The organism is Pseudomonas sp. PMCC200344 (assembly GCF_030053095.1).
Lineage (GTDB): Bacteria > Pseudomonadota > Gammaproteobacteria > Pseudomonadales > Pseudomonadaceae > Aquipseudomonas > Aquipseudomonas svalbardensis.
Genome location: NZ_CP125618.1, coordinates 144445 through 169137, shown reverse-complemented (window position 1 = coordinate 169137; position 24693 = coordinate 144445). Strand labels below are relative to the sequence as shown.

The 24693-nt window shown below is 61.0% G+C and carries 7 protein-coding genes; 2 read left to right on the top strand and 5 right to left on the bottom strand.

Annotated elements, in window-relative coordinates; genetic code table 11:
- Positions 1-24: 24 nt before the first annotated feature.
- Genes QFW87_RS00730 through QFW87_RS00720 form a run of 3 tightly spaced genes read right to left on the bottom strand, consistent with a single transcriptional unit; the run spans position 25 to position 4933 of the window.
- Complete coding sequence (locus tag QFW87_RS00730) at positions 25-1392, bottom strand: HlyD family type I secretion periplasmic adaptor subunit (RefSeq protein WP_283182434.1); 1368 nt, start codon at positions 1390-1392, stop codon at positions 25-27.
- The gene (locus tag QFW87_RS00725; RefSeq protein ID WP_283189572.1) at positions 1382-3538 is read right to left on the bottom strand and encodes a type I secretion system permease/ATPase; all 2157 of its coding nucleotides are present in this window, start codon (positions 3536-3538) and stop codon (positions 1382-1384) included. The genes QFW87_RS00730 and QFW87_RS00725 overlap by 11 nt, the downstream gene beginning before the upstream one ends.
- Positions 3539-3580: 42 nt before the next feature.
- Positions 3581-4933, bottom strand: coding sequence for a TolC family outer membrane protein (locus tag QFW87_RS00720; protein WP_283189571.1), 1353 nt, complete (start codon positions 4931-4933; stop codon positions 3581-3583).
- 359 nt (positions 4934-5292) lie between these two features.
- On the opposite strand from QFW87_RS00720, the gene QFW87_RS00715 reads away from it, so the two are divergent.
- Both QFW87_RS00715 and QFW87_RS00710 read left to right on the top strand, forming a co-directional pair.
- Complete coding sequence (locus QFW87_RS00715) at positions 5293-21225, top strand: LapA family giant adhesin (protein WP_283189570.1); 15933 nt, start codon at positions 5293-5295, stop codon at positions 21223-21225.
- 148 nt (positions 21226-21373) lie between these two features.
- A complete protein-coding gene (locus QFW87_RS00710) occupies positions 21374-21712 on the top strand; it encodes a tryptophan synthase subunit beta (protein ID WP_283189569.1) in 339 nt (112 codons plus the stop codon).
- 173 nt (positions 21713-21885) lie between these two features.
- Here QFW87_RS00710 and lapD read toward each other — a convergent pair whose 3' ends face one another.
- Positions 21886-23832, bottom strand: a complete 1947-nt coding sequence (gene lapD / locus QFW87_RS00705) for a cyclic di-GMP receptor LapD (protein WP_283189568.1) — start codon at positions 23830-23832, stop codon at positions 21886-21888.
- Positions 23833-23846: 14 nt separating this feature from the next.
- Positions 23847-24539 carry a cysteine protease LapG gene (gene lapG, locus QFW87_RS00700; protein ID WP_283189567.1) on the bottom strand — a complete coding sequence of 231 codons (693 nt, stop codon included), beginning with the start codon at positions 24537-24539 and terminating at the stop codon, positions 23847-23849.
- Positions 24540-24693: the final 154 nt, after the last annotated feature.

Genomic DNA, 24693 nt, shown 5'->3' with positions numbered 1-24693 from the left:
GAGGCCGTCAGCCGCGCAAGAGATCTACCGCTCGTGCAACGCCTCTGCCCGCGCCCGAATAATCGGCTTGAGCAGATAGCTGAGAACGGTCTTCTTGCCCGTGATGATATCCACCGAAGCCACCATCCCCGGGATGATCAGCAAGGGCTTTTCATCCGTCCCCAAGTGGCTGCGGTCAGTGCGCAGCTTGATGATGTAGTAAGTGGTTTTCTTGTCTTCGTCGGTGATGGTGTCGGCACCGATCTGTTCAAGCTTGGCCTTCAGCCCACCATAAATGGTGTAGTCATACGCCGTGAACTTCACCGTCGCTTCCTGCCCCGGATGCAGGAAGGCGATGTCTTGTGGGCGAACTTTCGCCTCTACCAGCAAGGTGTCGTCCAGCGGCACGATTTCCACCAGGTCGCTGCCCGGCTGAATCACGCCGCCAATGGTGTTGACCAGCAACTTGTTGACGATGCCGCGCACCGGCGAGGTGACCATCGTCCGGCTGACCCGGTCTTCCAGCGCTTTGCCGGTGGCCTGGGCCTTGTTCAGATCAGTGCGTGCTTCATTGAGTTGAGTCAGTGCTTCGCTGCGGAACTTGCCACGGGTCTCGTCGATTTTGCGCTGCACTTCCTTGATCGCCGATTGGGCGCGAGGAATGGCCAGGGTGGTCGCGTCCAGTTGCCCGCGGGTTTCAACCTCGGCACGCTTGAGCCGCAGCACTTCAACCGGCGATACCGCGCCCTGGGCCACCAACGGCTCGGACATGTTGATTTCCTGACGTTGCAACGCGAGCCCGTTGCGGTACTGCGACTGCTTGGAAGTGAACTCGCGCAGCTCTTGCTGACGCTGGATCAACTGTTCCTCCAAACCGCCAATTTCATCGTGCAGCTGCTGACGGCGGCTGATGTACAGCGACTCTTCGCTGGCCGCCTGACCGGGTACGGCTTTCAGCACATCGGCGGGGAAGTTCAGCGGACGGTCGTCGACTTCCGCGCTCAAGCGTTCGACTCGCAGCAGCATCGACAGCCGATCGGCTTCGGTTTCGCCGACGTTGGAGGCGAATCGCGTGTCGTCCAGGCGAATCAGCGGCGCGCCGGCCTCGACGATCTGCCCTTCGGTCACGAACAACTCGGAGACGATACCGCCCTCAAGGTTCTGGATTTTCTGGATCTTGGACGAGGGAATCGCCTTGCCATCGCCCTTGGTGACTTCGTCGACCACGGCGAAGTTGGCCCAGAGCATCAGGAACACGAAGAAGCCGATGATCGCCCAGATGGTCAGCCGCACCACGCGTGGGGCGTCCTCGATCAGCGCTTTGTTGACCTCGGGAAGTGGTTGGCCATGCAGCGACTCGGAGCCTTTGAAATAACGGCCGATCGAATTCTTGAAACCCGACTTAAGCAACACTGATCTGCCCCTTCTTCAACGCTTCCATCACAGCGGCTTTCGGGCCGTCGGCGATAATCTGCCCGCGGTCGATGACGATCAGCCGATCCACCAGCGACAACAGCGAAGCCCGGTGCGTCACCAGCACCACGGTTTTGTTTTCAACCACCGCCACGAGGCGTTGCTTGAGACGTTCTTCACCGGTGTTGTCCATGGCGCTGGTCGGTTCGTCGAGCAGCAAGATCGGCGGGTTGAGCAACAACGCACGGGCCAGGGCAACGTTCTGGCGCTGACCGCCAGACAGGTTCTGCCCACGCTCGCCGACTTGTAGCTCATAACCTTGCGGGTGCAGACGGACGAATTCGTGGACGCCGGCCAACTCGGCAGCTTGCAGCACCATTTCGTCTTCGACATAACGCGCGCCCGACACAAGGTTGTCGCGCAGCGTGCCGGCCAGCAGCTGGATGTCCTGGGCCACGTAGCCAATGTTGTGGCGCAATTCGCTGACGTCGATCTGACGGATATCGACGCCATCCACCAACAGGGCGCCATCGTCCGGCTGGTAGAGGCCTACGAGCAGTTTGGCCAGGGAGCTTTTCCCCGAGCCGCTGCGACCGATGATGCCGATCTTCTCGCCAGGCTTGATGATCAGGTTGATGTTCTTCAGCGCCGCGTTCTGTTGGTTCGGGTAGGTGAAGTTCATCTGCCGGCATTCGATGGCGCCTTGCAGCACCTTGCGGCTCAGTGGGCGTTCCTCGAAGTTACGCTCTTGCGGCAGCTCCATCATCTGATCGACCGAAGTCATGGTCACCCGCGCTTGCTGGTAGCGCGTCAGCAGACCAGACAGCGAGGCCAGCGGGCTGAGCGCGCGGCCGCTGAGCATGTAGCAGGCAATCAAGCCGCCCATGCTCAGGTGACCGTCGATGATCTGGTACACGCCGAAGACGATCATGATCACCCCGGCCAGTTGCTGGATCAGCAAGGTGATGTTCATCGCCAGACCGGAGAGCATTTTCACCCGCAGCTCGAGGCGGCTGAGGGTGCCGATGGTCTGCTCCCACTGATACTGGCGTTCGCTTTCGGCGTTGTTGACCTTCACTGCATCGAGGCCAGCGAGGGTTTCGATCAGGCTCGACTGCCGCTCGGCGCCCAGCGCCATGGTTCGCTCCATGGTCGCCACCAGTGGCTTCTGCAAGGCATAGCCGATCAGCAGGGCAATCGGGAACGCTAGCACCGGAATCCACACCAGATGCCCGCCGAGAATCGCGATGACCATGAAGATGAGCAACGTAAACGGCAGGTCGATCAGGCTGGTGAGGGTCAGCGAAGCAAGGAAGTCCCGCAGGCTCTGAAACTCATGGATGTTCTGGGCGAAGCTGCCGACCCGTGCGGGACGGTACTTCATGGCCATGCCGACGATGCGCTCGAACAACGTGGCCGAGATGATCAGGTCGGTTTTCTTCCCGGCCAGGTCCAGGCAGAGGCTGCGCAGGCTCTTGAGGATCAGGTCGAACAGGTACGCCCCGGTGATGCCGATGGCCAACACCCACAGGGTGGATTCGGCCTGGTTCGGCACGACGCGGTCGTAGACGTTCATCACGAACAGCGGAGCGGCCATGGCAATGACGTTGATCAGGAAACTGGCGGCGATGGCGTCGGCGTACAGCCAGCGCGAGCGCTTGAGGGTGTCGCGGAACCACGAGCGCGCGCGCGGGATCAGCGTGCCGTGATTGACGTCGTATTTATGCTGGGGTTGAGCGAAGAACACTTTGCCGATGTAGTCATCGGCCAGCAGTTCGCGGCTGACGACACTTTCGCCACCGTCGCTTTCACTGATCAGCAGGCGCGCCTGGTCGTCACCTTGCCAGCCAAGCAGGACGGCACTGCGACCATCCTTGAGCAGCAACAGAGCCGGCATGGCAATCGCCGGGATCTGCTCCAGTTTGCGTACCAGCACCCGCCCTTGCAGACCGGCGCGAGCTGCCGCGCGGGGTAGCAGTTCAACACTCAGACGCTGCTTGGGCAACGGCAGGCCGGTGGTCAACATCGCGGCGCTGGCCGGTTTCTGATGCAGGGTGCAGAGCGCCAGCAAGCCGTCCAGTAATGGATCGTCGTGCAGCGCGCGTGGATCATGGATGAGTTGAACTCGACTGACTTCTGATTCCACGCTCGGCACTCTTGGCTAACAATTGAACAATGAAGGTTCTGCTCAATTCATACCGGGCAGTTGAACCTTCGGCTTCACGTCGTTCTGCACAACGGATGCCAACGGTGCGACCACTCCCTGGCTCTTGAGCAACTCGCCCATGGTCGCCTTGATTCGGTACTGAGTAAATAACTGAATGTTTTTGATCTCCGCCAGGCGACGAGAAGCCGAGAACAGCTCGTTTTCGCTGTCGAGCAGGTCGAGCAACGTGCGCTCGCCCAGACCGAACTGCTTCTGATAGGCGGTGCGCACGCTGGTGCTGTGATCGACATATTGCTGGGCAATCGGCACTTGGGCATTGGCGTTGTTCAAGGCATTCCAGGCCAGACCCAGCTCTTCGTTCAATACGCGCAAGGCGTTGTTGCGAATATCCAGTGCCTGGGTGGACAGGTAGGACTTGGATTCCAGATCAGCCTTGTTGCTGCCGCCGGCATACAAATTGAAGCGCATGCGCAACATGGCCTGCCATTCATTGCTGTGACCGTTCTGGCCGCCGAGATCGTTGTCGGCAGTGCGACCCAATTCGGCATCGAAGCGTGGGTAGAAGCTCGACTTCGCGGCTTCGTACTGTTTCTCGGCAGCGGCAATGTCAGACTCGGCGGAACGCAGAATCGGGCTGTTTTCCAGCATCTGCGCCCGGGCTTCATTGAGGTTGGCCGGCAACAGCGCCATGAAATCGGCAGGACGCTCCAGCTGATCGGGCATCTGGCCGACGGCGCTAAGGAAGTTGGTCTCGGCGTCGGCCAGGTTGGTCTGCTCGGTGATCAGGTTGTTGCGGGCTTGAGCCATACGCGCTTCGGCCTGATCGAGGTCGGCGCCGCTGCCCACGCCGCGCTGGGTGCGCAGTTTGATCTGGTCGAAGATTCGTTCGTGGCTCTTCAGGTTGTCGGTCGCCAGGCGCACGAACTCACGGCGGGTCAGTACATCGAGATAAACCTGAGCGACGGTGAGCGCGGTGCGCTCGGACGTGCCCAGCAAAGAATAAGCGCGGGAGTTAACGGTGGCTTGTTGACGCCCCACTTCACTCGACGTCGCAAAACCGTCAAAAACCATTTGCGACAACCGCACACTCGACTCGCTGCGATTCAGGGTTTCCCAGTGATTGTTGTTGCCGGCAGCACGGGTGGTGACGCTGTCAGTGCCTTCGCGACCATAACCACCCAGCAGATCGACCCGTGGGAGGTATCCACCTTTTGCTGCCTTTAACTGATAATCCGCGGCCAATCGACTGTTAACGCCTGCCTGGATTTCCGGATGGACATCCAGTGCCTGTTGCATGGCCTCCGGAAGGGTCTGCGCCTGAACAAAACTGGCGGCTACGGCGAAGGGTAAAGCCTTGAGCAGATGCAAACGCATTATTGGAGTTTCCCGGAATTGCTTGTCTTGAGTCACTGCAGAACGTGCCGCTGCATCGGATGATGACAACTGGAATGACCGTATGTCGGAAAGTTGAATGTTGGAACTGAATCACACTCTTCGAGAGCGGTCGGCGCCGAAATATCAATGTGACATTACGGAGGCGATTGTTTAGGATGACATGCGCAAGGTCAATAGTTTGGCATAAAGTTTATAGCGAAAAAATATAGCCATTTTATTGACGAATGACCGCGTCAGAATTGCGCCTTTTATCTATTGAAAGTCCATCCAGACTGAACGCGATCAATCGCTCTCAGGTACATGGACGTCTACTGAATGTGACACCCGGAGAGTCTTCAATGAGCAGTGTTGTGGCCATCGTCAAAAGCATTGTCGGTCAGGTTTTCGCTGTGTCCCCAGAGGGCGTGCGCCGCGTACTCGTTGAAGGCGATCGGTTGTTTGTCGGCGATCAGGTAGACACCGGTGCAGCAGGTGCTGTCACGCTCGAACTGGCTGACGGCCGGACCCTGGACCTGGGCCGCGACACTCAGTGGAGCGGCAGCGATCCGGATTCCAGCACTGACCTTGCACAAGCCACTGCACAAGCCGCGCCATCGGTTGAAGAGCTGCAGCAAGCCATCGTTGCCGGTGCCGACCCGACCACCGATCTTGAAGCCACCGCGGCCGGCCCTACGGCTGCCGGTACGGGCGGCGCGGCAGGTGGCGGCCACAGCTTCGTGATGCTGGACGCAACCGCTGGCCGGGTCGACCCGACCATTGGTTTCCCGACTGCGGGCATCGGCACTGCCGCTTTGGCTGCACAGAACACCATCGGCGGCCAGACTGCCGATACCAGCGCCAACGTGCAGCGCGAGTCGACCCTGACCTTGAGCGCCACGCCGACCATTACCGAGGCCGGTGGCGTGCTGGTTTACACCGCGACGCTGACCCAGGCTCCGCTGACCGACCTGACCATCACCCTGTCCAATGGCTCGGTGATCGTGATCCAGGCCGGCCAGTTGACCGGTACCGTCAACGTCCCGCTCGCGCCGAACGACACTGTCTATAACGACCCGACCCAGATCAACGTGACCGTCACCGGCACCACGGGCGGCAGCGGCATCATCGTCACCCCGCCGACAACCCCGGTCGTGACCCAGGTCACCGACACCGTCGATACCACCACGGTCACCTTGACCGCTGGCGCCAACGTTACCGAAGGCGGCCAGATCACCTACACCGCGACATTGACCAACCCGGCGCAGACGCCGGTCACCATCACGTTGTCCAACGGCTCGATCATCACCATCGACGCCGGCAAAACCACCGGCTCCGTGAACGTCGACACCCCGGTCAATGACGTTTATCAGAACGGCAGCACCGTTAGCACCACGATCACTGGCGCCACCGGCGGCAACTTTGAAAACCTGGTGCCAAACCCGGCTCCGGCCGTGACCACCATTACCGACTCGCCGGACACCACCACCGTCACACTGACGGCGGGATCTACAGTCACCGAAGGCGGCCAGATCACCTACACCGCCACCCTGACCAACCCGGCTCAAACGCCGGTCACTGTCACCCTGTCCAACGGCTCGACCATCACCATCGAAGCCGGCAAAACCACCGGTTCCGTGAACGTCGACACCCCGGCCAATGACGTTTATCAGAACGGCAGCACCGTCAGCACCACGATCACTGGCGTTACTGGTGGCAACTTCGAGAACCTGGTGCCGAGCACCACGCCAGCGGTCACCACCATTACCGACTCGGTCGACAACACCGGCCTGAGCCTCGCCGCCACTGGCACCGTCGTCGAAGGCGGGCAGATCACCTACACCGCCAACCTGACCAACCCGGCCGGCACGCCGATGACCGTGACTTTGAGCAATGGCTCGGTCATCACCATCGAAGCGGGCAAGACCACCGGCAGCGTGACCGTCGATACCGCAGCCAATGACGCCTACAACAATGGCAGCACCGTCAGCACCACCATCACCGGGACCACCGGCGGCAATTTCGAGCAGCTGACTCCAAGCACCGTGCCGGCGCTGACCACCGTTACCGATTCGAAAGACAACACCGGCCTGAACCTCACCGCCACTGGCACCGTCGTCGAAGGCGGTCAGATCACTTACACCGCCACTTTGACCAACCCGGCCGGCACGCCGATGACCGTGACTTTGAGCAATGGCTCGGTCATCACCATCGAAGCGGGCAAGACCACCGGCAGCGTGACCGTCGATACCGCAGCCAATGACGCCTACAACAATGGCAGCACCGTCAGCACCACCATCACGGGAACCACCGGCGGCAATTTCGAGCAGCTGACCCCGAGCACCGAGCCGGCGCTGACCACCATTACCGACTCAAAAGACAACACCGGCCTGAGCCTGTCGGCGTCCACCGTAGTGGCCGAGGGCGGTTCGATCGTTTACACCGCGAACCTGACCCACGCTGCCGGCACGCCAGTGACCGTTACCCTGAGCAACGGCGCCGTGATCACTATCGCCGCCAATGCCACCAGTGGCTCCGTCACCGTCGCCGCCCCGAAAGACGATGCCTACATAGACGCCGGCAAAGTCAGCGCCACGATCACCACCGCCAGCGGCGGCAACTTCGAAAACCTGGTCCCGAGTACTGTCCCGGCAGTGACCGAGGTGACTGACACCCTCAACACTTCGACGGTCAGCCTGACCGCCAACGGCTCTGTGGCCGAAGGCGGCACCGTGGTTTACACCGCGTCGGTGTCTGCTGAAGTCACTGGTTCGCCGGTCGTTGTGACCTTGTCCAACGGCCAGACCATCACCATTCCAGTCGGTTCGAGCAGCGCCAGCGTGAACTTCACCGCGCCGAACGATGCCCTCGTGGGGGGCGGTTCGCTGAGCGTCAAGATTGATGACGCCAAGGGCGGCAACTACGAGAAGCTGGAAGTTGACAGCAAGCCGGCGGACACCTCGATTACCGATACGGCCGACACCACGACGGTTAGCCTCAGCGCGACTGAGTCGGTGGCTGAAGGCGGCTCCATCGTTTACACCGCGAACCTGACCCACGCTGCCGGCACGCCAGTGACCGTTACCCTGAGCAACGGCGCCGTGATCACTATCGCCGCCAATGCCACCAGTGGCTCCGTCACCGTCGCCGCCCCGAAAGACGATGCCTACATAGACGCCGGCAAAGTCAGCGCCACGATCACCACCGCCAGCGGCGGCAACTTCGAAAACCTGGTCCCGAGTACTGTCCCGGCAGTGACCGAGGTGACTGACACCCTCAACACTTCGACGGTCAGCCTGACCGCCAACGGCTCTGTGGCCGAAGGCGGCACCGTGGTTTACACCGCGTCGGTGTCTGCTGAAGTCACTGGTTCGCCGGTCGTTGTGACCTTGTCCAACGGCCAGACCATCACCATTCCAGTCGGTTCGAGCAGCGCCAGCGTGAACTTCACCGCGCCGAACGATGCCCTCGTGGGGGGCGGTTCGCTGAGCGTCAAGATTGATGACGCCAAGGGCGGCAACTACGAGAAGCTGGAAGTTGACAGCAAGCCGGCGGACACCTCGATTACCGATACGGCCGACACCACGACGGTTAGCCTCAGCGCGACTGAGTCGGTGGCTGAAGGCGGCTCCATCGTTTACACCGCGAACCTGAACCATGCGGCCGGCACACCCGTGACCGTCACCCTGAGCAACGGCGCCGTGATCACTATCGCCGCCAATGCCACCAGCGGCTCCATCACCGTCGCCGCCCCGAAAGACGATGCCTACATAGACGCCGGCAAAGTCAGCGCCACGATCACCACCGCCACCGGCGGCAACTTCGAAAACCTGGTCCCGAGTACTGTCCCGGCAGTGACCGAGGTGACTGACACCCTTAACACTTCGACGGTCAGCCTGACCGCCAACAGCACTGTGGCCGAAGGCGGCACAGTGGTTTACACCGCCTCGGTGTCTGCTGAAGTCACTGGTTCGCCGGTCGTTGTGACCTTGTCCAACGGCCAGACCATCACCATTCCAGTCGGTTCGAGCAGCGCCAGCGTGAACTTCACCGCGCCGAACGATGCCCTCGTGGGGGGCGGTTCGTTGAGCGTCAAGATTGATGACGCCAAAGGCGGCAACTACGAGAAGCTGGAAGTTAACAGCAAGCCGGCGGACACCTCGATTACCGATACGGCCGACACCACGACGGTTAGCCTCAGCGCGACTGAGTCGGTGGCTGAAGGTGGTTCGATCGTTTACACCGCGAACCTGAACCATGCGGCCGGCACACCCGTGACCGTCACCCTGAGCAACGGCGCCGTGATCACTATCGCCGCCAATGCCACCAGCGGCTCCGTCACCGTCGATGCGCCGAAAGACGATGCCTACATCGACGCCGGCAAGGTCAGCGCCACGATCACCGCCGCCACCGGCGGCAACTTCGAAAACCTGGTCCCGAGTACTGTCCCGGCAGTGACCGAGGTGACTGACACCCTTAACACTTCGACGGTCAGCCTGACCGCCAACAGCACTGTGGCCGAAGGCGGCACAGTGGTTTACACCGCCTCGGTGTCTGCTGAAGTCACTGGTTCGCCGGTCGTTGTGACCTTGTCCAACGGCCAGACCATCACCATTCCAGTCGGTTCGAGCAGCGCCAGCGTGAACTTCACCGCGCCGAACGATGCCCTCGTGGGGGGCGGTTCGTTGAGCGTCAAGATTGATGACGCCAAAGGCGGCAACTACGAGAAGCTGGAAGTTAACAGCAAGCCGGCGGACACCTCGATTACCGATACGGCCGACACCACGACGGTTAGCCTCAGCGCGACTGAGTCGGTGGCTGAAGGTGGTTCGATCGTTTACACCGCGAACCTGAACCATGCGGCCGGCACACCCGTGACCGTCACCCTGAGCAACGGCGCCGTGATCACTATCGCCGCCAATGCCACCAGCGGCTCCGTCACCGTCGCCGCCCCGAAAGACGATGCCTACATAGACGCCGGCAAAGTCAGCGCCACGATCACCGCCGCCACCGGCGGCAACTTCGAAAACCTGGTCAAAAGCCCGGCTGCAGCCGTCACCACCGTCACCGATACCCTCGACACCTCGACCGTCACCCTGACCGCCACCAGCAGCGTGGCCGAGGGCGGCACCGTGGTTTACACCGCCTCGGTCGGCGCACCGGTCACCGGTTCGCCGGTGGTGGTGACCTTGTCCAACGGTCAGACCATCACCATTGGCATTGGCCAAAGCAGCGGCACAGTCAATGCCGTGGTCTCGAACGATGTGCTCAGCGGCCACGCGCCGGTGACCAACTCGATCACCAAAGTCAGCGGCGGCAACTACGAAAACCTGGTCGCCGATAAAACCCCGGTCAGCACCAGTGTGACCGACACCGTCGACACCACCACCCTGTCGCTGAGCGCCACTGGCAACGTCAAAGAAGGCGGCCAGATCACCTACACCGCCACCCTGACCCACGCGGCAGGCAGCCCGGTTACCGTGACGTTGAGCAACGGCGCGACCATCACCATCGATGCCGGTAAAACCACTGGCACTGTGAAAGTCGATGCGCCGAAAGACGACGTCTACAAGGACGCCGGCAAACTGGAAGTCACCATCAAGGACGCCGCTGGCGGCAACTTTGAAAACCTGGTCACCAGCCCGACCCCGGCCGTGACCAACGTGGCGGACACCACCAACACCACACACCTGACCCTCAGCGCTGAAAAGTCGGTGCTCGAAGGCTCGCACATCACCTACACCGCGACCCTCACCAACGCCGCGCAAACGCCGGTAACCGTCAAGCTGAGCAACGGCGAGACCATCACCATCGACGCCGGCAAAACCACCGGTTCGGTCACCATCGCGGCGCCAAGCGACGACGTCTACAAGGATGCCGGCAAGCTCGCTGTGACAATGACGGATGCCAGCGGTGGCAACTTCGAAAAACTCGACATCAGCAAAGCGTCAGTGACCACCACCGTCAAAGACACGGTCGACTCCACGTCCCTGTCGCTGTCGGCCAGCCACACCGTCAGCGAAGGTGGCCAGATCACCTACACCGCCACCCTGAGCAACCCGACAGACACGGCCATGACCGTGAAGTTGAGCAACGGCGCCGTGATCAACATCGCCGCCGGTGCCACCACCGGTTCGGTGAACTTCGCCGCACCGGCTAACACTCCGTATATCGATGGCGGCAAAGTCCAGGCTACGATTGCCAGCCAGAGCGGCGGCAACTTCGAAAAAGTCGTCACCGACCATTCGCCGGCGGTTACCACCGTCACCGATTCGGCAGACACCACCGGCCTGAGCCTGAGCGCCACCGGCTCGGTCGCCGAGGGCGGTTCGATCGTCTACACCGCGACCCTGACCAATGCCGCTGGCTCCGCCATGACCGTGACATTGAACAACGGCGCGGTGATCCACATTGCCAAGGGCGCCACCACCGGTTCGGTGAACTTCGCCGCACCGAAGGATGACGTCTACAAAGACGCCGGCAAAGTCGAAGCCAGCATCACCAAGACTGCCGGCGGCACCTTCGAGAACCTGGTGGCCGACAAGACACCAGCGGTTACCGATGTGACCGACACCCTCAATACGTCGACAGTCAGTCTGACGGCCAACAGCACTGTGGCTGAAGGCGGCACCGTGGTGTACACCGCTTCGGTCAACGCGCCAGTGACCGGTTCGCCGGTTGTCGTGACCTTGTCCAACGGCCAGAGCATTACCATTCCGGTCGGATCGAGCAGCGCCAGCGTGCACTTCACCGCGCCGAACGACGCCCTGGCTGGCGGCGGTTCCTTGAGCGTGAAGATTGACGACGCCAAGGGCGGCAACTTCGAAAAGCTGGAAGTTAACGGAAAGCCTGCAAATACCTCGATTACCGATACGGTGGACACCACGACAGTTAGCCTGACGGCTACCGGTTCGGTGGCTGAAGGCGGTTCGATTGTCTACACCGCGACGCTGACTCACGCTGCCGGCACACCGGTCACCGTGAATCTGTCGAACGGCGCAGTGATCACCATCGCCGTCAACGCTACCAGCGGCTCCGTCACCGTCAAGGCACCGGCCGATGACGTCTACAAAGATGCCGGCAAAGTTGAAGCGACCATCAAGGACGCCAGCGGCGGCAACTTCGAAAACCTGGTGACCAGCCCGGCGGCAGCAGTCACTGCGGTGACTGACACCCTCGATACTTCGACGGTCAGTCTGACGGCCAACGGCACTGTGGCCGAAGGCGGCACCGTGGTTTACACCGCGTCCGTGTCTGCTGAGGTCACCGGTTCGCCCGTGATTGTGACCCTTTCCAACGGTCAAACCATCACCATTCCGGTTGGCGCCAGTAGCGCCAGCGTGAACTTCACCGCGCCGAACGATGCTTTGGCTGGCGGAGGTTTGCTGAGCGTCAAGATCGACGACGCCAAGGGCGGCAATTACGAGAAGCTGGAAGTTAACGGCAAGCCGGCGGACACCTCGATTACCGATACGGTGGACACCACGACAGTTAGCCTGACGGCTACCAATTCGGTCGCTGAAGGTGGCTCGATCGTTTACACCGCGAACCTGACCCACGCTGCCGGCACGCCAGTCACCGTGAACCTGTCGAACGGCGCCGTGATCACCATCGCCGCCAACGCTACCAGCGGCTCCGTCACCGTCAAGGCACCTGCCGATGATGTCTACAAAGATGCCGGCAAAGTTGAAGCGACCATCAAGGACGCCAGCGGCGGCAACTTCGAGAACCTGGTCACCAGCCCCGCAGCTGCGGTCACGGAAGTCACTGACACGATCAATACGTCGACCATCAGTCTGACGGCCAACGGCACTGTGGCCGAAGGTGGGACCGTGGTTTACACCGCGTCCGTCACCGCGCCGGTGACTGATTCGCCCGTCGTTGTGACCCTCTCGAACGGCCAGACCATCACCATTCCGGTTGGCGCCAGCAGTGCCAGCGTGAACTTCACCGCGCCGAACGATGCCCTGGCCGGCGGCGGCTCCCTGAGCGTCAAAATCGACGACGCCAAGGGCGGTAACTTCGAAAAGCTGGAAGTTAACGGAAAGCCTGCAAATACCTCGATTACCGATACGGTGGACACCACGACAGTTAGCCTGACGGCTACCGATTCGGTCGCTGAAGGCGGCTCCATCGTTTACACCGCAAACCTGACCCACGCTGCCGGCACACCCGTGACCGTCACCTTGAGCAACGGCGCAGTCATCACCATCGCCGCCAACGCTACCAGCGGTTCCGTGACCGTCAAGGCACCTGCCGATGACGTCTACAAAGATGCCGGCAAAGTCGAAGCGACCATCAAAGGCGCCAGCGGCGGCAACTTCGAAAACCTGGTCACCAGCCCGGCAGCTGCGGTCACCGAGGTGACTGACACCCTCAATACGTCGACGGTCAGCCTGAAGGCAACGCCCACCGCAGCCGAAGGCGGCAACGTGGTGTACACCGCTTCCGTGACCTCGAAGGTCACCGGCAAGGACGTGGTCGTCACCCTGGCGAACGGTGAAAAAATCACCATCCCGGTCGGTGAAAGCACGGCCTCGATCACCGTCAAAGCTCCGAATGATGCATTGGTCGGCCACGAGCCGCTGACCAACGCCATCAAGGATGTGACCGGCGGCAACTACGAGAATCTGGTCGCCGACAAGACCCCGACCTCGACCGCTATCAGCGACACCCTGGACACCACCAAAGTGACCATGACCGCCAGCGGTCAGGTGCTTGAAGGCGGCAACATCACCTACACCGCCAACCTGACGAATGCCGCTGGCAGCGACATGACGGTCAAGTTGAGCAACGGCGAAAGCATCGTGATCAAGGCCGGCGACAAGTCGGGCTCCATTACCGTTCCTGCACCGGCCGATGACGTCTACAAGGACGGCAGCAAAATCACCGTCGGCATCGATAGCACCAGTGGCGGCAACTTCGAAAAGCTCGACGTCAGCAAAACCACTCACACCACCACCGTCAAAGACACCGTCGATACCACCACGCTGAAACTCAGTGCAGACGTGAGCACCGTCGGCGAAGGTGGTCAGATTACCTACACCGCGACCCTGAACCACCCAACCGACACGGCGATGACCGTGACCCTGAACAACGGTCTGGTGATCAACATCAAAGCGGGCGAGTCCAGCGGCTCCGCGCCTTATACCGTACCGAATAACGTCTATACCGGCGCAGCGGACGTCAGTACCGCGATCAAGGAAACCACCGGCGGCAACTTCGAAAAGCTGGACACCGATCGCTCGCCCGTCGTCACCAAAGTCACCGATACCGCCGACACCACCAGCCTGACCTTGAGCGCTACAGGCTCGGTTCAGGAAGGTGGGCAGATCGTCTACACCGCGACGCTGTCCCATGCCGCCGGCAGCGACATGACCGTGAAGCTGAGCAACGGCGCGACCATCACCATCCTCAAGGATGCAGTGTCCGGCCATGTCAGCGTGGCCGCACCGAAAGACGACGTCTATAAAGACGCCGGCAAAGTCGAAGCGACTATCAAGGACGCCAGCGGCGGCAACTTCGAAAACTTGGTCACCAACCCGGCGGCTGCGGTCACGGAAGTGACTGACACGATCAATACGTCGACGGTCAGTCTGACCGCCGACGGCACTGTGGCTGAAGGCGGCACCGTGGTTTACACCGCGTCCGTCACCGCGCCGGTCACTGATTCGCCAGTGGTTGTGACCCTGTCCAACGGCCAGACCATCACCATTCCAGTCGGCGCCAGCAGCGCCAGCGTGAACTTCACCGCGCCGAACGACGCTTTGGCTGGCGGCGGTTCCTTGAGCGTGAAGATTGACGACGCCAAGGGAGGCAACTTCGAAAAACTGGAAGTCGACGGCAAACCTGCGAATACCGCGGTGACGGATTCTGCCGACACCACGACAATCAGCCTCAGCGCGACTGAGTCGGTTGCTGAAGGTGGCTCGATTGTTTACACCGCGAACCTGACTCACGCTGCCGGCACGCCAGTAACCGTGACCCTTTCGAACGGCGCAGTGATCACCATCGACGCCGGCAAAACCACCGGCACCGCGACCGTCGATGCGCCGAAGGACGATGCCTACATCGACGCCGGCAAGGTCAGCGCCACGATCACTACGGCGACCGGTGGCAACTTCGAGAACCTGGTACCGAGTACGGCTCCGGCAGTGACCGAGGTCACTGACACCATCGACACCTCGACCGTGACTTTGAAAGCCACCGAGTCGGCCGCTGAAGGTGGCACCGTCACCTACACCGCGACCGTCGGCACGCCGGTAACCGGTTCGCCAGTGACTGTGTCGTTGGCCAACGGCCAAACGATCACCATCGAAGTCGGCAAAACCACCGGCACCGTAACGACCCTCGCGCCCAACGACGCGTTGACCGGTCACACTCTGCTGACCAACTCGATCACCAACGTCAGCGGCGGTAACTACGAAAATATGGTCGCCGACAAGACGCCAGTTTCGACTACTGTCACTGACACTGTCGACACCACCAACCTGTCGCTGAGTGCTACCGGTTCGGTCGCCGAAGGCGGTTCGATCATCTACACCGCCACCCTGACCAACGCGGCCGGCACGCCAGTAACCGTGATCCTTTCGAACGGCGCGGTGATCACCATCGACGCCGGCAAAACCACCGGCACCGCGACCGTCGATGCGCCGAAGGACGATGCCTACATCGACGCTGGCAAGGTCAGCGCCACGATCAGCACGGCGACCGGTGGCAACTTCGAGAACCTGGTCACCAGCAGCACGCCTGCGGTCACCAATGTCACCGACACCATCGACACCTCGACCGTCAAACTCACCGCTACCGGCAGCGCGGCTGAAGGCGGCACCGTGGTTTACACCGCCACTGTTGGTTCGGCAGTGACTGGCAGCCCAGTGACTGTGTCGTTGGCCAACGGTCAGACGATCACCATCGAAGTCGGCAAAACCACCGGCACCGTAACGACCCTCGCACCCAACGACGCGTTGATCGGTCACACTCCGCTGACCAACTCGATCACCAACGTCAGCGGCGGGAACTACGAAAACCTGGTCGCCGACAAAACCCCGGTCAGCACTACCGTGACCGACACTGTCGACACTACCAATCTGTCGCTGAGCGCCACCGGCTCGGTCGCTGAAGGCGGTTCGATCACCTACACCGCGACCCTGACTAACGCCGCTGGCTCTCCGGTGACCGTGACACTGAGCAACGGCGCGGTGATCACCATCGACGCCGGCAAAACCACCGGCACCGTGACCGTCCCGGCTCCTGCCGATGACGTTTACAAAGACGCAGGTAAAGTCGAAGCAACCATTTCCACTGCAACCGGTGGCAACTTCGAGAACCTGGTGCCGAGCACGGTTCCAGCGGTCACCAACGTCACCGACACCATCGACACCTCGACCGTCAAACTCACGGCCACCGGCACCGCTGTTGAAGGCGGCACCGTCACCTATACCGCGACGGTCGGCCAGCCTGTGACTGGGTCGCCGGTCACCGTGACTTTGGCCAATGGTCAACACATCACCATCGAAGTCGGCAAAACCACCGGCACCGTAACCACCCTCGCGCCGAACGACGCGTTGATCGGTCACACTCCGCTGACCAACTCGATTACCAACGTCAGCGGCGGCAACTACGAAAACCTGGTCGCTGACAAAACACCGGTCAGCACCACTGTGACCGACACTGTCGACACCACCAACCTGTCGCTGAGCGCTACCAACTCGGTCGCCGAGGGTGGCCAGATCACCTACACCGCGACCCTGACTAACGCCGCTGGCTCTCCGGTGACCGTGACACTGAGCAACGGCGCGGTGATCACCATCGACGCCGGCAAAACCACCGGCACCGTGACCGTCCCGGCTCCTGCCGATGACGTTTACAAAGACGCAGGTAAAGTCGAAGCAACCATTTCCACTGCAACCGGTGGCAACTTCGAGAACCTGGTGCCGAGCACGGTTCCAGCGGTCACCAACGTCACCGACACCATCGACACCTCGACCGTCAAACTCACGGCCACCGGCACCGCTGTTGAAGGCGGCACCGTCACCTATACCGCGACGGTCGGCCAGCCTGTGACTGGGTCGCCGGTCACCGTGACTTTGGCCAATGGTCAACACATCACCATCGAAGTCGGCAAAACCACCGGCACCGTAACCACCCTCGCGCCGAACGACGCGTTGACCGGTCACACTCCGCTGACCAACTCGATCACCAACGTCAGCGGCGGCAACTACGAAAACCTGGTCGCCGACAAAACCCCGGTCAGCACTACCGTGACCGACACCGTCGACACTACCAATCTGTCGCTGAGTGCTACCGATTCGGTCGCCGAAGGCGGTTCGATTGTCTACACCGCCACCCTGACCAACGCGGCCGGCACACCCGTGACCGTGACGTTGAGCAATGGCGCCGTGATCACCATCGACGCGGGTAAAACCACCGGCACCGCGACCGTCGATGCGCCGAAGGACGATGCCTACATCGACGCCGGCAAAGTCAGCGCCACGATCAGCACGGCCACCGGCGGCAACTTCGAGAACCTGGTGCCCAACAAAACGGCGGTCGTGACCAACGTCACCGACACCTTCGACAAGACCGAAGTCAGCATCAGCGGTAGCACCTCGGTGACCGAAGGCCAGACCGCCAGTTACACCGTCAGCCTGACTAACCCGGCGCAGACCGAAGTCACCCTGAAAATCGTCTACAGCGGCACCGCCGCCGACGGTTCGGACTTCACCGGTGTATACACCGTGAAGATTCCGGCGGGCGCCAGCAGCGCGAGTTTCAACGTCGCGACCCTGGACGACAGGATCACCGAAGGCACTGAAAACCTCGTGGTCAAGATCGACTCGGCCACCGGTGGCAACTTCGAGAACCTGGCGATCAGTGCGTCCAACGGCAGCGTCAACACCTCGATCATCGACAACGACGCGCCGCCGCTGCTCGACCTGGATGCCAACAACTCCAGCGGTGCCACCGGTGCCAACTACAACGTGACGTTCACCGAAGGCACTACCGGCCAAGGCGTATCGATCGGCGACACCGACCTGAAAATCACCGACCCGGACAGCACTCTGCTGACCGGCGCGACGATCGTGCTGACCAACCGTCAGGATGGCGATGCGCTGAACCTGGGCAACAACGTCAACGGCATCACCATCAATGCCAACAGCACGAATGGCACGGTCACGCTGACCCTGTCCGGTAACGCGACACTTGCCGACTACATGCAGCAGATCAAGAACATCAGCTTCACCAACAGTAGTGAAAACCCGAGCAGCGTGCCGCGGATCATCACCGTGACCGTGACTGATGGCAGCAACTACTCCAACACCGCGACCACTACCGTCAACGTAGTCGGTGTGAACGATGCACCGACCGCCGCACCGGTTAACGTCACCGGAACCGAAGACACCCCGCTGACTCTCGGCTGGTCGACCTTCGGCGTCAGCGATGTCGACAGCGCCGCCGCCAACCTGGGCGTGAAAATCACTCAACTGCCGGGCGAAGGCAAATTGCAGTTCCTGGCCACTGACGGCAAGACTTGGACCGATGTAGCGAACAACCAGACGTTCACCAAGGCTGACATCGACGCTGGCAAGTTGCGCTTCCTGCCGGATACCAACGAGTCTGGCAGCAACGGCTACAACGCCGGCTTGGGTAACAAATTGGCGGACTACGCACAGATCCAATTCCAGCCAACCGACGGCTCGCTGCTGGGCAACACCGGCACGATCAAAATCGACATCACGCCAGTGGCCGACGCGCCTTCCCTGAACGTTGCGGACAACAGCGTCAAATCCACCGGGCTGATCAAAGAAGTCTGGACCGGCCTGTCAGGCCTGGGCACCGATGGCAGCGGCGCTTCTTCGGGCACACTGAAAAGCGTCATCGACGGCGCGGGTAAACCGAACTCCAGTGGCACGGTGACCAACGTGCAGTCCGACGGCAGCGTCGCGGCTGGCACGGCGTCGAAAACCTCCGGCCTGATCTACCTCGAAGCGGGCAAGACTTACACCTTCAGCGGCACCGGCGATGACAGCCTGTTGGTGACCATCGGCGGCAAGAACGTCGCGGCCATCACGTGGGGCGCGGGCGGCAAGCTGAACGGTTCGTTTATCCCGACCACCAGCGGTTACTACACCCTGGACATCTACCACCACAACCAGAGCGGCCCGGGTAACTATGACGTCAACCTGTCGGTCAACGGCAGTGCCGCGGTCGACCTGAGCAGCGCCGGTGTGCCGCTGTACACCGGCGTGGCGGACCTTGCCGCTTCCGGCGTGACGGTGTCCGATTTGCATGGCACCAGCGGCGAAGGCTACTACGAAGGCTACAAACTCAATGAAGCCGCGGAAGGCACCAGCGTTCATCTGTCCGCGATCAAGACGGCCCTGACGGATATCGACGGCTCCGAAAGCCTGAGCGTGAAGATCAGCGGCATCCCGGCGGGCTCAGTACTGACCGATGGCGCCGGCCACACCTTCACCGCCAGCGCGACGTCCGGCGAAGCCAACGTCACGGGCTGGAACCTCGGCTCCCTGACCGTCACTCCGCCGCCGTACTACAACGGCCAGTTCAACCTGACCGTAACCTCGACTTCCACCGAATCGCTCGGCGGTTCGGCGCAAAGCACCGCGACGATCCCGGTCACGGTTTACCCGGCGGTCTACAACGCCGTCACCGCCACGGCGGCTGACGACACCATCAGCGGCACTGACGGCAACGACATCATGGTCGCCGACATCGGCGGGCTGACCGTGGTGCCGGGCACCAACTACAACATTGCGTTCATGGTCGACAGCTCGGGCAGTATGAGCCCGTCGTCGGTCAGCTCAGCCAAGGACTCGCTGACTTCGGTGTTCAACACCCTCAAGCAGAGCATGGGCGGCAACTCGGGGACGGTGAACATCTTCCTGGCGGACTTCGATAACCAGGTCAACAAGTCGGTGTCGGTCAACCTGAACGATCCGAATGCCCTGGTCCTGCTCAAAGCGGTACTGGATTCGATGGTGTCCGGCGGCGGTACCAACTACGAGGACGTGTTCAAAACCACGGCCAACTGGTTCCAGAGCGCCGATGCCGTTGCCAACAAGGGCGCGACGAACCTCACGTACTTCATCACCGACGGTAAACCGACCTACTACCAGAGCGCTGAGTCGACCAACCCGAATCTGTATGGCAGCGTCAAACTCGACAGCGTCATTACTACCAGCAATTACCAGTTGGGCAAGGCGATTAGCCTGTACCCGGACAACAACCACAAGATCGAAATCACCGCTTCGGGATACGTCACGGTCGGGACCAAGTCCGATGGTAGCTGGTCGTATAAAGATTTCGGCACACTGCACGCCCAAGGCGATGGTACGTATGAGTTCTCGTCCCGCGATGGCAACGGTAGCAGCACCAGCGGGGACGCTATCGACAACTCCACTGACAGCTTCGCGCTGCTGGGCAAGTTCTCGACAGTAGAAGCTATCGGCATAAATAAGGACGTCACCCTTGGCGATCTGAGGCCGTACGACTCGGATAAAACACCGCAAACCAACATCGACCCGAAAGACCTGGCCAACTCGATCATCGGGCACACCGAAGCGACGATGCCTGGCGCCGACACGGTCAGTGGCGGTGACGGCAACGACATCCTGTTCGGCGACCTGGTGAGCTTCAACGGCGTCGCCGGCGAGGGTTATCAGGCCATGCAAGCGTTCGTCGCCCAGCAAACCGGTGTAGATGTCAGCAAAGTCACCACCAGCAATGTGCATCAGTTCATCACCGAGCACTACACCGCGTTCGATGTGTCCGGGGCGCATGACGGTAATGACTCGCTGCTGGGCGGTGCCGGCAATGACATTCTCTTCGGTCAGGGTGGCAACGACCTCCTCGACGCCGGCAAGGGCAATGACATTCTGCTCGGTGGCAGCGGTAACGACTCGCTGATGGGTGGTCAGGGCAACGATATTCTGATCGGCGGCTCAGGTGCCGACACCTTCGTCTGGAAGGCTGGCGACACCGGCAGCGACGTGATCAAGGACTTCAAGGCCAGCGAGGGTGACCGCATCGACTTGCGCGATCTGCTGCAGGGTGAAACCGGCAGCACCATCGACAACTTCCTGAAGATCACCACCGTGGATGGCGTTTCGTCCCTGCAAGTCAGCTCCGCCGGCAAGTTCAACGGCGCCGACGCTGCAGCGGCACCAGATGTGACGATCAAACTGGAAGGCAACAACTGGTCCTCCGCCAACATTCACTCGTTGATTGCCGGCAGTGACCCGACCATCAAAATCGATCACAACAACAGCTGATCCAACGAAAAACGGCCGCCCTTATGGGGCGGCCGTCACGTTTGCGCACAACACCCCGGTGACGATTTCGTCGCCGCACCGCATACTCGCGTCCAGTTGGCCTATGCTGCTGACAGCATGACGCTGGTTCATTTCCGAGGGATGCTCAATGTTCTACGTGCAACGCGATGCGCAAGGTCAGTTAGTGCGCGTGGAAGCCGCGGCCTATGCCGAGGCCACGGAAACGCTGCCGGCCGACCACCATGAAATCCAGTCCTGGTATGCCAACGAGGTAGTGGAAACCAGCCTCAAACAGCTCAAGCAGAGCGACCTGGAAATGATCCGGGTACTCGACGACTTGATCCAAGTGTTAACCAGTAAAGGCGTGATCCGCGTCACCGACCTGCCGGCCGCCGCCCAAGCCAAGCTGATGGATCGGTCACACGCCCGTGAAGCGTTGGGTGGGTTGAGCCATTTGATCGATGATGATGAGACGGGGTTGATCTAACTCCCACCTTCTTCGTTGCCTGCGCTGACGCCATCGTCGGATCGCCGCCCGGAGCAAGCTCGCTCCCACATTGGTTATGCGTCGTACCGCAATTGTGCGTACAACCGAATCCCCTGTGGGAGCGAGCTTGCTCCGGGCGGCGATCCGACGATGGCGGCATCACCGACGACGCATTACTTCCAAGGCTTCGGCTCACCAAACAACTGCCCCTGAACCCCATACAACCCCATCTCACGAATCACCATCAACTCCCCTTCCGTCTCGACCCGCTCGGCAATCAACGGCAGATCAATGCTGTGCGCCGCCCGCTGAATCGCCTCGATGAACAACCGCTTGTCACCTTCCTGATCAATCGCCCGGATGTAACTGCCGTCGATCTTCAGGTACGCCAACCCAAGCCGCGCCAGGTTGCCGATCATGCTGAAACGCCCGCCAAAGCGTTGCAGGCTCAGGGAGAACCCGAGTTCGTGCAGACGTCGCGTCAGTTCTTCCAGCATGGCTTGCTCCGGCAGCTGCTCCTCGCCGATTTCCAGGGTCAACCGCTCCCCGAGATTCGAATGCTGACGCAGGACTTCAAAGACTTTATTCAACGCCTGCGGGTCGGCCAGCGTCGCTGAAGACAGGTTCAGCGCCAGCGATTCTTCATGGTCGGCCATCTGTTCAAGCACCAGCTCCAACATCAGCCGGTCCAACCGCGCGGTCCAGCCAAAGCGCTCGAGCCACGGCAGGAAGCGCCCGGCGGGAATGGTCTGGCCCTCGTCGTCGATCAGACGCGACAGCACCTTGTAATGCAGCACCAACTGCGTGTCCTGGGCAGCCACCACCGGCTGGAAATACAGCTCGAAACGCTTCTGATCCAACGCCTGATCCAGCAAGTTGTGCCAGGCATGATGGTCATCACCGACGCTCGCCGAGGCGCTGTGATCGAGGCACGCCCAGCTCGGTTCACCCTGGCTTTCCGCCTGAGCCAACGCCTGATCACCCAGTCCAAGCACGGCTTGCGGCAAGTCACCATAAACAAACGGCGCCAGCCCGATCGAGGCCACCGAGGCGACATCGGTGGCGCCCGTCGCATGCAGACTCGCCAGCGCACTGTCGAGGTTCTGCGCCAGTTGCAGCGCTTCTTCACGCACCAGTCCAGGCGCCAGCACGGCGAACTCACCGCCGCGAATCCGCGTCACGAGGTTCAGGGTTTCCGGGTACTTGGCACACTCGCGGGACAGCTGCTCACCCACCGCTATCAACAATTGGTCGGTGCGTTGACCGCCCAACCGCTGGTTCAACCCGGCCAGGTCCTTGACCCGCAACAACAGCAAATAACCGGAACTCGCCTGCTCCGGATTGCTCACCCGGGCGTTCAACTGCATTTCGAAATAGCGACGATTAGCCAGGCCTGTCAGGTTGTCCTGATAGGATTCGACACGCAGTTTTTCACTACGTACGGCCTGCTCCTGAAACAACGCCTTGAGCTTCTCGACCATTTGATTCATGGCCTGCACCACGCGGCGCAGTTCGGGTGTGCGCGGCAGTTCCGGCAGGCTGAGGAATTCGCGGCGAGCGATGGCGTGGGATTGCTTGACCATGTAATCCAGCGGCTTCAGTTGCCGGCGCAACAACAGCGCGCCCAGCACCGCGCTCACCGCACCGCAGATCAGCAACCAGCCAAGACTGCCCAGCGCGCTCTGCCAGAGTTTGGCCAACGCGAACATCGGATGGCTGACCACCTCGACCCGCGCAGCCTGCTCCCAGCCACGACTGACAATCGCGTCGCCACCGGCCGGTTCCAGGCCGATCAGTTTGACGAACCAGTCCGGCACGTTGTTCACCGCGGGAATGCCGCTGCGCTCGACGATGGTCTGATCGGTCTTGAGGTCGACCACGCGGATGCTTGCGTAATAACCGCTGTCGAAAATCGAGCTGACCAGCAACTCGACCATCGCCGGGTCGTCGATATTCGGTGTCAGGGACAGTGCCAATGCGGTCGCGGCGTCCTGGGCGTGGGAGCGCAACTGGTTGACGTACTGGGTGCGCGAGCTTTCCAGGCTGACCATGAAGCTGCCGGTGAAGGCAATCACCAGAAACAGACAGATAGCGATCAACAGCTGTTTGAACAAAGACATCTGAGCGCGTGCTCCTAGTTAGTCGTCTCGACCGGGAAACCTTCGGCCTGCATTTTTTTCAGCACATCCTGCCAACGAGACAGGCGCTTGGTATCACCGACTTTCTTGTTGCCCTTGGCGCCCGGCAACCACAACCCTTCGGCATTAAAAGAGTAGACCGGCAGCAAATCGGTTCGTTGGCTGGCCGGTTTGATCGCATCGATCAAGCTGTCGAGTACCAGCGGCATGGCCTCGGCGCTTGAGTAGTAGGTCAACACCATGTGCGCCCGATTCAGGCGCAACGCCTTGACGTACGTGATGCGCAGCTTGTCACTGGAAACGCCAAGATGGCGCAGGCTGAAATACTTGGCGATCGCGTAATCTTCGCAATCGCCGGCGCCCTTCCACAGGGCCTCGATGGGCGTTTCCCAATAATCGACCTCGTGCCACAGGTCGATGTCTTCCTCATAACGCATCTGCTTGTTGAAGAATTGGTTGATCACTTTAAGCTGTTCGAACTCGTTGACCTGCTTTTGCGTAGCCAATAAGTGCTGCCAGGCATCAATCCGTTGCTGCCCTTCGCCCAACGGCCCGTACAATGCCTGCGCGCGACGGCTGATCAGCGAAAAATCCCAATCGGCATGCAGCCCGCCCAGCATAACGCCGGCCAGCAGCAACGCGCAGCACAGCCAGCGCAAAGTCCGAGGGATCGCGAAACGTACCGCCAATGCGAGGCATCCAGGTCAGGCAGGTGGAAATCGGTCGATGGTGCAGGTTAGCCCGGCAAAAGACAATGGCACGGTGAGATCACTGCTGGCGCGCTAAACTTTGTATGGCAGGTGTCATTAAAAACATCGTGGCCACACCAGGCTGTGAGCTTTT